This window comes from Pseudoalteromonas sp. 20-MNA-CIBAN-0454, assembly GCF_040308685.1.
GTDB lineage: Bacteria > Pseudomonadota > Gammaproteobacteria > Enterobacterales > Alteromonadaceae > Pseudoalteromonas > Pseudoalteromonas nigrifaciens.
Window position 1 is genome coordinate 47,574 of record NZ_JBEOOB010000027.1, and the last position, 11,527, is coordinate 59,100.

The following is an 11,527-nucleotide window of genomic DNA, read 5'->3' on the forward strand; positions in this document are numbered from 1 at the left end:
CTGAGCCAGATGCAAGTATGCCAACCTGGTAAATAATCACCTGTTTGGGGGAATCACGCAATTATATTGAACTAAAGGCATCGCTTCGCTCTCAACGACATCAAAGCCTGTACAAGTAAATATCTTCACGTATCATTTTAAGGCCAGTAAATAAAAGGACTCTTCTTGTTTAAACTTCCCGCGACTACTATTGCCCTTATTATCGTTTGCAGCGGCTCTATTATTGGTCCGCTTGGCATGGCGGGCGTTAACATAGCAATTCCAAACCTCGCTGAAGATTTAAATGCGAGCGCGAAAATGATCGCGTGGATGCCCACCTTGTATTTACTCAGTAGCGTCATGTTTATGCTACCGTGCGGAAAAATAGCAGACAACTATGGCCGCAAACGCGTATATGCTTCTGGTTTAGCCTTAAATGCGCTGGCCTCGCTTATGTGTGCGCTGGCAACATCGATTGAGTGGGTGCTTTTTTGGCGCTTTATACAAGGGGCCGCAGGCGCCATGATTTTTGGTATCGGCGTTGCCATCATAACCTCTGTCACACCTGATAATAAACGAGGGATGGCACTGGGCACCTCTGCGGCATGTGTGTATATAGGGCTCAGTGCTGCCCCCGCAATGGGTGGTTGGCTCACTGAAATGTGGGGATGGCGCGCCGTGTTTTACTCGCAGATCCCACTGGTACTTATGCTGCTCATTACCATTAAACTGTGTTTACAGGGTGAGTGGAAAAACGATAAAAAATCACCGTTTGACTGGTGGGGCACCGTTATCTTCTCGCTTTTCGCACTGTGCTTAGTATTAGGGTTAAGTGATTTACCACGTATGTCAGGCTGGCTTTTAACATTACTTTCAATCACCTTTTTGATGTTATTTATTGTTCATCAAAGTCGCAGCCGGCGGCCACTCATTAGGGTACAAATGTTTTTAGAAAGCCGTGTATTTAGCCTCTCACTGTCTACGTCATTTTTAATGTATGCCAGTAACTTTTCACTGGCCTTTTTGTTAAGTTTGTATTTGCAATACATTAAAGGATTAAGCCCCGCACATGCTGGGCAAATAGTATTACTCCAAGCCGTTTCAATGGCTATCATGGCGCCACTGGCAGGTAAATTTGCCGATAAAATACAACCACGCTTACTTGCCACATTAGGCTGTATCATTGTTATGATTGGCTTTTTTCTACTTTCTCTACTAACGGTGAACTCAAGCACAACTTATATTAGCGGCTCACTGCTATTATTGGGCATTGGCTTTGGCTTATTTTCGACCCCAAATAACAATGCCATTATGGGCGCAGTAGATAAAAGCGAGCTAGGTGTCGCATCTTCTTCAATGAATTTGTCACGCACGATTGGTAATTTATTTGGTATGAGCTTAATCAACTTAATTGTGCAGTATTACCTTGGAGACAGTACTTTTTCAGCGCAAAATAGCCCCGCATTAATGAGTACCATTTCATTGGCGTTTAAAATGTCTTTAGGATTTGTAATTCTAGCAAGCTGTATTTCTGCACTGCGTGGTCGAGCTTAAATTGTGTTTAAAAATAATTTAAAGTATGTATAAATACTAAATTACGCTTCACGTTATAGAACGAGAATGCCGCAAATACCGTTAAATAGTGTGCTTTTAGGTTTATTTATTCGTGCGTCTGTTTTAGCACTCTTTATTAGTCACATTTCAAACAGGGGACAGAATTGGCCCTTTTTTATAATTAAGTTACATAAAATCAGAAGCTTGATTATAAATCACCTTGCTTTAAATAATCATCAAACACGGCTCAAACTAGGTAAGCAATTGAAATATAAATAAAAAACAAACTAAGCGTCGCAACAATAAAACCCCGTGATATTATCAACTTTATAAGTGCCTATCAGGTGTCGATTTTAGCGCTCTGTGTGGATACGTTTTAAACAAGGACGCGAACTGGTCTTGAATCAACCTCAAACTATTTAAAATCAATCACTTACACTCAAATCACTTCACTTTAAACAGTAATAAAACACGACTCAAACCAAATAAACCATTGAAATTTAAAGAAAACCAATAGTTCCCGCTATTAGAAGAAAACACCACCCTCCCCTCAAACTCTTACACAGCAAGGCTTTGCGCGCGATTTAGCTTTTTAAATGAGACACAAAAACGTCTAATTTTTAACATTTGAGACAGTTTTAATCGTGAAAAATGCGAGTGAAAAGTGTCTCAATCTGGCCATTTACGACACGCTAGCACACTAAAAGTCTGAGATAAAAAAGTGTAAAAATTCACTTTTTAATATGCCAACATATTAAATAATGCCCATAAAAAAGGATTCACCGTGTCTCAATATGGCCATTTACGACACGCTAGCACACTAAAAGTCTGAGATAAAAAAGTGTAAAAATTCACTTTTTAATTATATAGTCAGGCAATTTCTCACCTCATTTAAGGCTGATTTTACGCGTTAAAATGACAACCAGTGAGTCGGCTTGGCGCGCTCAAATCTGGGATTTTATCGTCGTTCATCAGTAACCGATAGAAAAAGAAATACGCCATTGCGCAATGCGCAACATAGTGTATACTTAATGGTAGCCAGAAGGTCTGGCCATAATGATTAGAGGAGTAAAACAATGCACGTGCATTTTGATAAAACCTCAATCATAACGCTTAAGTCATTACGCGAACCAGTATTAAGTGAGGTAAGTGATGCGCTACATGCATTAGAAGCGGCACTGAGTTTAGAGGCTTTGGTTTCTTTACTGGGTGATGATATTGAGCAGGTAGACGGTAAACACTTTAACATTGCTATCAAGCTAAACTACCAACATGTTGCTGCATGTTTAATGGTAGAACTTAATAACAATGATGAAGTGATAGTGACACTTAAAAGTTATGATTGATTGAGGCCCCCTTCGGGGGTAACCTCACAGCAATTATAAGGTGCTAATTACTGTTTATCAATAAACATATTTCATGAAATTGGAGAAGGGCAATGAATAGATCATTGGTAAGCATGAGCGATATAGCTCATATGCTCGAACCGCCAAAAGGTTCGGGACATTACGTTAAAAAATTTTTAGAGAATAAGGGGCTTAGTGCCACTAAAGCAGCTCAACATCTAGATGTTAGTCCATCAACTGTTACTCGCTTTCTTACAGGCGGAGCGTTGACCCCAGTAATGGCTGCAAAGCTACACAAAATATTTAATATAGATGAACAGTTATTGTTTAATCTTGAAGCGCAAGCCAATGTGCAAAAAACACGTGAACTATTGGCTATTTAAAGCGTTATTAAACAGTAAAGCCCGCAATGTTGCGGGCTTTTTAATGCCTTTAATTTGAAAACCAACTCACCGAAGCTACTCTTCTCACGATAATCCATTAATACTTACGATCTGTATTATTTACTATTTATTTGAAGGCGGTTCATTGTGTATTGAGCATTAGTGATATTTAACCAGTCAGGCGTTGGGTGTCTTTTTTTACGCGTTGAGAAGCGCTTGAGTTTGGTGTTGAAAAATGTATTTTGCTGTTTATCCTCTGGTATTGGCCATTGATTTAAGCCTAACTCATTGGCCTTTTTAAGGTAATTAGCCACAGTACCAGGTGAAATATTTAAACTTCTGGCAATCTCTCGATGGGATAATTGTGCTGAGTACTTCAGCCGTAAAATGGAATGTAATTTACTCATAGATATAGGTCTTGTTGTCATTGTTGTTATCCTCATCAAACGATTCAGATAACGGTTTAACACACCTACAAAAATGATAAAACGTGAACTCGGTTACGAGTGGTATTAAGCTTTGATCGGCAAAATCATTAAGAGCATAAAAGTGATCATTTACAAGTGATTTTAGTGATCAAAGCTTAATGAGAATAAGCGATCAAAGTTAATGCAATTGGGTGATCAAAGCTGGAGAGAATATGCATCCCGTGGGTAATAAGTGCAGTCGTTTCTTGCTGGTCAACGCCAATACGCCATGAATCTCCCATTTGAATTTGAGACAACAAAGTTACAGCAATTCCGCAGGCGCCAATCAAGGAGCCGAGAAGCTGAAATGGAATTGAAGAAACAAATAGTAGGGGCGCACGTCCTAAGTAACCAAAAAGAACTAGACCAAATGCAAAGCAAAACGTAACCACGAATATAGCCCCTGGTACAATTTCTATTAATGGTGCGTTTATAGATGCTGCTCTTATACCAAAATCACCATTTCTCTTATATTGAACAAAGCTTCTACCGAGGACGGCTAGCGCCAAAAAACTACTAATTAAAATAAGCGAAACCATATCTATCCTTATCGTACATGACGTTAAGAATATGATTGTAAAGTCTATACTTAATAAAGAGTCAATAGGTACCTAAAAATCGTTCAGGTAAAACTTGGGCATTTACGAATAAATGCCCAAGAACACTACTGATCCCCTTTACTATGCACGAGTCGATAGAGTACAGGCAGCACTACCAGTGTTAGCAAGGTTGACGATATTATCCCGCCGATGACCACCGTGGCCAAAGGCTGTTGCACCTCTGCACCTATGCCCGTATTGAACGCCATGGGCACAAACCCAAGGCTTGCCACTAGTGCTGTCATTAATACCGGACGCAAACGAATAAGTGCCCCTTCAACAATGCTATTCACTAATTCTCCGGTTTCTAGCAAACGTTGCTTGATGAAGGACAGCATTACCAATCCGTTTAATACGGCAATCCCAGACAACGCGATAAATCCTACCGACGCGGATATGGATAAAGGCATATCCCTTAACCAAAGAGACATTACACCGCCTGTTAATGCCAAAGGGATACCTGTGAATATAATCAACGCATCGCGTATAGAACCAAACGCAATTACCAGCATTGTCAAAATCACAAACAACGTAACCGGTACCACAATCGTCAATCGTTGACTCGCACTTTCGAGCTGCTCAAAGGTTCCACCATAGTCGAGCCAATAACCAGCAGGTAAATCTACTTCATCATTAATTCTCGCCTGAGCTTCTTCAACAAAAGTGCCAATATCTCTGTCACGCACATTTGCTGTGACAACAATACTACGTTTGCCATTCTCCCGGCTTATTTGGCTAGGTACTTCTTTAAATGCAAGTGTGGCTAATTCGCTTATTGGTACATGCTCACCAGAGGGCGTGACTATGGGAACGCTCTCAAGCTGAGTGAGTTCATTTCGAATGTCGTCGGCATATCGCACGACAATTTCAAAGCGTCTGTCGCCTTCAAAAATCATTCCAGCGGTTTTTCCACCTGTCGCAGCATTGAGCCATAACTGCAAGTCGGCTATATCCAAACCAAAGCGTGCCAATTGATTAGGCTTTGGTGTGACGGTGAAGATTGGAATGCCTTCTACCTGCTCAAGCCTCGCGTCATCAGCCCCTTCAATCGTTGAAATAACGGACAAAATGTCAGAAGCAGATGCAAAGAGGGTATCTAAGTCATCCCCAAATAGTTTTATGCCCAAATCTGCCCTTACCCCACTGATCAATTCATTAAACCGCATTTGAATAGGTTGGGTAAATTCATAATTATTGCCGGGCAAGGTAAACAAGTCCTCTTCAAACGTTTCGACTAGCTCGGCTTTAGTCATTGATGGATCGGGCCATTGTTCCCTAGGCTTCAAAATAACAAACGTATCAGTAATGTTGGGCGGCATAGGATCGGTAGCGACCTCACCCGTACCCGTGCGACCGAATACCGTCTGAACTTGCTCATACTGCATAAGTTTCGCTTCAAGAGTTTTTTGCATTTCAACTGCTTGTTCTACCCCAGTCCCAGGGATGCGTATCGCTTGTACTAAGATATCACCTTCATTGAGCTGGGGAATAAACTCGGAGCCTAATTTACTGCCCATCCATAAACTGCCGACAACCAAAGCACTCGCTGCTACTACCACTAGCCATCTAAAACGCAGCGCTCCGGTTAAAACAGGACGATAGACTGCCTTTGCACCTTTAATAATTGGGCTTTCTTTTTCGCTAATTTTACCTCTCATGAAAATTGCTATCGCCGCAGGCACTACGGTAAAACAAAATACCATTGCGGCAAGCAAAGCCATTATCACGGTCGCTGCCATGGGGTGGAACATTTTACCTTCGACGCCAGTGAGCGTGAACAAGGGGATATAAACAATGGTAATGATCAATACACCAAACAAACTGGGGCGTATGACTTCATTAGTGGCTTCATATACAACATTCAGCCTTTCTTTGAGCGGTAGAGTAGCGCCGTTTTGTTTCTGGGATTCGGATAATCGTCTGATACAGTTTTCAACAATGATAACTGCGCCATCGACAATCAAGCCAAAATCCAGTGCGCCTAAACTCATCAAGTTAGCAGACACATCTGTTTTGACCATGCCCGATATCGTGGCAAGCATTGCCAAGGGTATTACAGCGGCGGTAATAAGTGCAGCTCGCACATTCCCAAGCAAAACGAATAGCACAACGATGACAAGTAAAGCGCCCTCGACGAGGTTTTTCTGCACTGTGTCGATGGTTTTGTCAACGAGGCTTGTCCTATCGTAAACCGCTTCAAGGATTACGCCCTCGGGTAAGCTTGTTTTAATGGTTTCGAGCTTACTGTCCACAGCTTTGGCGACCGTACGAGAGTTTTCTCCCACTAACATCATTGTCGTGCCAATCACTGTTTCTTGGCCATTTAACGTGCCGGCTCCAGAGCGCAGCTCTTTACCGAGGTTGATTTGGGCGATGTCTTGAATTTTTACCGGTACGCCATCAATGATCTTAACAACCACTTGGCCGATATCGTCGATGCCCTTAAGTTGGGCTTCCGATCTGATCAGTACTTGTTGCCCATTTTGTTCTACAAAACCAGCGCCTTGATTCGCATTGTTGCGTTCTAGCGCACTGAGAAGGTCACCTGTACTTATCCCAAAGTTTATCATTGCGACTGGATTAGGATTCACATGATATTGCTTTTCAAATCCGCCTATCGCATAAACCTCGGTCACCCCCTCAACAAGCGACAATTGGGGCTTAATTACCCAATCATGGATCTCCCTTAATGCCATAGCATCATAGGGTTGACCGTTGTCCTGTCGCGCCTGAGGCTCAGCACTTAACGAGTACATGTAAATTTCACCCAAGCCTGTGGAGATAGGGCCCATTTCAGGGGTTAACCCTGTTGGCAATTGCGCCGCGATGGCGGTGAGACGCTCGTTGACGAGATTTCGTGCGAAATATAAATCAGTGCCCTCTTTAAACACGACTGTGACTTGCGACAAACCATAGCGTGATATCGAGCGGGTATACGATAAATTAGGCAAACCGGCCAGCGAGGTTTCAACTATAAACGTTATGCGTTGTTCAGTCTCCAAAGGCGAGTAACCTGGGGTTGCGGTATTTATCTGCACTTGCACGTTGGTGATATCAGGCACAGCATCAATCGGCAATTGTTTGTAACTGTACATACCAAAAAAGGCGACAAACAAGGCGAACAACATCATGACACCACGGCGCTCAATGGATAGACGGAGTATTGGTGCTATCATGTTCTCACCTCACCGTTTTTATGGACTTGGCTTTGCTTTTGACAATAAATGCGCAGGTAATTAGTCATCATCGCCCGCCTCCATTTTTAATAAATCAGCTTTTAGTAGATAGCTATTTTCTACAACGACTTGCTGGCCTATTTGAACGCCCTTCACAATCTCTACTAAACGGTTGTCCGTGTTCCCAAGCTTTACTTGGCGGGGGTAAAATCGCTCCCCTTCTTTGACAAAAACAATGGTTTGCCCATCTAACTCTTGTATTGAACTTTTGGGGAGAGCCAGATTGACTTCTTGGAACCCAATCTGAATATAACCCTCTACCATAGCGCCTAAAGGCCAATAACCACTGCCATTATCAACGTTCACAAACGCGATAGAATAAGGTTTGTCATCAGGTGAGGACGTAATGTGGCTTATACTTGATTGTTGCTGCAATTCCTCAAGCCTTAAAGTGACTTCCATATCAGCGGCAATACGAGTACGTTGTTTGGGGAAAATAGCCAATTGAGCAATTGCGCGAGAGTAATTAGCAACAGAAAGCAGTACTTGACCGTTGGTGAGCTCACCATCATTGGCGTGTCTAGCTATGATTTTTCCAGACATCGGTGAGGTGATTGAGTATTGATTTAAACTCTCGTTTGACTCAATGATTGCCAGTGTGTCACCTTTTTCTACTTTATCTCCAATATTCACCATGATACGTTTTACAACACCGTCGAAGCGGGCACGAATATGACTCAGTGACGCAGGATCATGAACTATCCGCCCAAAGGTTCTGGTTGTGAGCGATAATGTTCCTGATGCGGCCGATGCAGTCACGATATCGTGTTCAAGCATCCGTTCTTGAGATAACACTACGTACTCGGGTCTTTCTTCGGCTTCCTCATCGTCATCATCAGCCAGGGCGACAGAAGCAAACAGTAAAGTAACTAGCATGACTAACATGCCAAGCAAGTCACGTGCGCTAGTAACTAATGTAAATTGTGATTTATTCATTATTTTTTCTCTATTCATTGTGATGATTGAGCAGACGTCGAGGGAGAGTCAGAAAACACGGGAATTCCCGTAAGTGCCTCTAGATCTGCGCTTCGAAGGTGAACTAAGCCTGCGGCTTTTATCATAGTTCGTTGCATATCTATGAGTTGCTGTTGCGTTGTCACCCACTCTATGTAGTTGTAGCGACCACTTTCATAGCCATCCCGCGCCAATTTCAATGCAGATTCCAATGTTGGGACGACATTGTCTTGAAGGGTCGTAACAGTGAGCAAGGCTTGGTCTTTTGCGCTAATGACTTGATTTAATTGGCGAGTGAGTTCACGAATTTTCGCTTGTTTTTGATAGTCTATACTGTCAAGCAATGCGCGCTGTTGTTCGTATTCACCTAGATTCCGCTGCTTGGTATTTAACGGCACCGAAATACTGGCGACTAACGCTGTGTCATCAATTCCCTGCATTCTTCGGATACCGGCTTCCCACGCAATGTCGAACTGCTGACTGGCCTGAACCACTCTCAATCTGGCCTCTTGTACCCGATAGTTATCAGCATAAAGCAGAACGTGTGGATTGCTTTGAAGCTGTGAAAGCATATGTTCAAGTGATAGTGAATTTGGAAACGATAACAGTGTCCCTTCAACTTCCGCAAACGCAGCGTTAGTGTCACCCCACATGATGGCCAGGTCGCGTTTATACTCATTGAGTTTTTGTTCACTTATCAATAACGACAAACGCGCCTGCGACAACGCTGACTCTGCACGTTTTTTCTCAAGTGGTGAAGAAGCCCCCGCTTCAACCCGTGTAGAGACTGTCTGAAGCATTGTGCGAGCCAGCATTTCAGCTCGTTGCTCAGTCTTGTGCAACGCTTGTTGGACAATGACATTGATATATCGTCGAGTTGTTTCACCCAAGATGTCCAGCGTACGAATGCGCCGTTGTGTAAGCAGTTGTGCTTTTTTTGAACTCACCACATTCATTCGGCCGCTGACTTTATCTCCAAGCTCGATGACCGACGATAAGGTCAGTGTCAATTCGGCATCTTTGATACCAGACACTTCGCCTGTTCCCAACACATTTTCAACTTCAACCCCAACAGACATTTCAGGTCGTAAGCTGGCCATTTTTGATTCACCATCCAAAGCCGAAGATTTAAATTCGAACACAACTAAATCTGGGTTGTTTGATAATGTGCGTTTGAGCGCATTTTCAAGCGTGATTGAAGACTTTTGCGCATTGGCAGATAGAACAGATATACTCATGGTTACCAGTGCAGCAGATATCAATTTCAGATACGCTGAGCTAGCTTTTTTTATGCCCAATGGGCGTGAAGAACTCATAAAAGAACCTTTTGTTCATAAGATAACGACATTCATGGAAAGCACCCATGCAAACATATAGGAGGGAATGGATTAATGTTGAGGTGGGCGCAAAAGGCCTTCGACTAGGCCGTCAGTGACGTTGCGGGAATAACTGTATTGATTGGTATATAACGGTTTAGATACGTCATTTATTGGGTGCTGTGCCAGAAACTTAATCTGTCCACATTGACACAGCACACAATGGAAACACTTAGACTCTTCACTCGACGTATTATCACCAGCATTTACATTTTTTTCGGGAACATCATAAGTACCTATCGACTTTGATTGTTCAGGGACTGACGATACCTCCGCAGGGTAGTCATCGCATTGAGCGGCGAACGAAAAGCCCGATTGACACATGAGCAAAGTAATAAGTAGCCATGCCAACCTACGCAGTTTTGATGTGCAATTAAAAATTGGCATGTTCTTATCAACTTTGCGCATTAAGCGCTCGCTGTCTTTCATTTCCAGCATCTTCGAGGATCATTTTTGCCCCGCGCAACACAACGCACGAAACTATCACACCGATAACCAGATCAGGCCATCGAGAATCGAGCCAAAACACCAAAACGCCAGCAGAGATAACACCTAAGTTGGCAATAACATCGTTGGCTGAAAATATCCAGCTTGCCCGCATATGCACTTCTTCATTTCTTTGTTTGCGTATGATCACAAGACAAATGACATTAGCAACCAGTGCAACTGCCCCCATAGCCATCATTAGTCCCGATACAGGTTCGCTACCGTAAATTGACCGTCTTACAATATCAATGATAATCAACACACCCAGTGCCATCTGAAAAAAGCCGCTAATTCTAGCCGCATTGGCTTTGTGCAATAGCGATTTACCAATAGCATAAAGGGCAACACCATAGACAACTGCGTCGGCGAGCATATCAAGTGAATCGGCTATTAATGCGGTTGAATTAGCAAGCAACCCGATCCCCATTTCTATAACAAACATTGTCGCGTTTATTCCCAAAAGCCAATACAAAACCTGTCGTTGAGACTGGTCTTTTATTTCAACTTCGCACCCACATCCGCTCATTAGAAACACACTCTTTACTGATGAATAGTATGAGTATAAAGTCTATACTTGGTATAGAGTCAACGGTTAGGAGAAAAAAATGAAAATTGGTGATGTCGCAAAGACGACAGGTTGTAGTATTCAGACCATTCGTTTTTATGAAAAGAAGGGGCTCTTGCCTGAGCTTAAGCGCTCAAGTGGAAATTATCGTGTCTACGACAAGGGGACTATTGAACAACTCCTGTTTATCAAACAGTGTCGTTCATTAGATATGTCTATCATGGAAGTAAAAACGCTAATGGGCAGTCGTTCGAGGCCAGATCAGAGCTGTTCAAATATCAATACGTTAATAGCTAAGCATTTATCAGACGTCATTATTCGCATTGAAGAGCTAAACGTATTAAAGTCATCACTCGAAAATATGGCGTCATCGTGTGACCAAGACAAAACCATTAGGGACTGTGGTATTTTAAATTATTTACACACTTAAAATTGTAAGAAGAACACAATTTCACTGTGCGCGCTCACCTTAACTTGTATCTATCGGCTAACATTCGTCATTTGTATGAACAACTCCCACTAAACGCTGCGCGTTTTGAAGGAGTTTCAAAAAGAAAGCCTAAGCTACCTTTTTAGGCTGGT

At 42.6% G+C, this 11,527-nt stretch carries 10 protein-coding genes; 4 read left to right on the plus strand and 6 right to left on the minus strand.

The genetic code is table 11. The features are described from left to right. The first annotated feature begins 165 nt into the window (after window positions 1-165). From AAEZ22_RS13350 to AAEZ22_RS13360, 3 genes are all read left to right on the plus strand, one after another. Window positions 166-1,533 (plus strand): MFS transporter, encoded by a 1,368-nt coding sequence (locus AAEZ22_RS13350; RefSeq protein ID WP_352297551.1) that lies wholly within the window; start codon window positions 166-168, stop codon window positions 1,531-1,533. A 1,076-nt stretch (window positions 1,534-2,609) separates the two neighbouring features. Beyond that, complete coding sequence (locus AAEZ22_RS13355; RefSeq protein ID WP_352297554.1) at window positions 2,610-2,879, plus strand: hypothetical protein; 270 nt, start codon at window positions 2,610-2,612, stop codon at window positions 2,877-2,879. Between the two features lie 92 nt (window positions 2,880-2,971). Continuing rightward, complete coding sequence (locus AAEZ22_RS13360; RefSeq protein WP_352297557.1) at window positions 2,972-3,262, plus strand: helix-turn-helix transcriptional regulator; 291 nt, start codon at window positions 2,972-2,974, stop codon at window positions 3,260-3,262. 116 nt (window positions 3,263-3,378) lie between these two features. Here the strand turns inward: AAEZ22_RS13360 and AAEZ22_RS13365 are convergent, their stop codons facing one another. From AAEZ22_RS13365 to AAEZ22_RS13390, 6 genes are all read right to left on the minus strand, one after another. Continuing rightward, entirely contained in the window at window positions 3,379-3,690 is a 312-nt protein-coding gene (locus AAEZ22_RS13365) for a sigma factor-like helix-turn-helix DNA-binding protein (protein ID WP_352297560.1), read from the minus strand. Between the two features lie 155 nt (window positions 3,691-3,845). Next, window positions 3,846-4,268, minus strand: coding sequence for a hypothetical protein (locus AAEZ22_RS13370; protein WP_352297563.1), 423 nt, complete (start codon window positions 4,266-4,268; stop codon window positions 3,846-3,848). A 125-nt stretch (window positions 4,269-4,393) separates the two neighbouring features. Then, window positions 4,394-7,504: an efflux RND transporter permease subunit gene (locus AAEZ22_RS13375; RefSeq protein WP_197182801.1), complete on the minus strand. Its 3,111-nt coding sequence runs from the start codon at window positions 7,502-7,504 to the stop codon at window positions 4,394-4,396. Window positions 7,505-7,564: 60 nt separating this feature from the next. After that, on the minus strand, window positions 7,565-8,500 hold the full coding sequence (locus tag AAEZ22_RS13380) for an efflux RND transporter periplasmic adaptor subunit (RefSeq protein ID WP_036973832.1): 936 nt from the start codon (window positions 8,498-8,500) through the stop codon (window positions 7,565-7,567). A 14-nt stretch (window positions 8,501-8,514) separates the two neighbouring features. Beyond that, entirely contained in the window at window positions 8,515-9,834 is a 1,320-nt protein-coding gene (locus AAEZ22_RS13385; RefSeq protein ID WP_352297566.1) for a TolC family protein, read from the minus strand. A gap of 454 nt (window positions 9,835-10,288) precedes the next feature. Beyond that, window positions 10,289-10,906, minus strand: coding sequence for a cation efflux transmembrane domain-containing protein (locus AAEZ22_RS13390; protein WP_010554767.1), 618 nt, complete (start codon window positions 10,904-10,906; stop codon window positions 10,289-10,291). Between the two features lie 79 nt (window positions 10,907-10,985). Here AAEZ22_RS13390 and cadR point away from each other — a divergent pair, with 79 nt between their 5' ends. Further along, window positions 10,986-11,375 (plus strand): Cd(II)/Pb(II)-responsive transcriptional regulator, encoded by a 390-nt coding sequence (gene cadR, locus AAEZ22_RS13395; protein WP_010554768.1) that lies wholly within the window; start codon window positions 10,986-10,988, stop codon window positions 11,373-11,375. Window positions 11,376-11,527 lie beyond the last annotated feature (152 nt).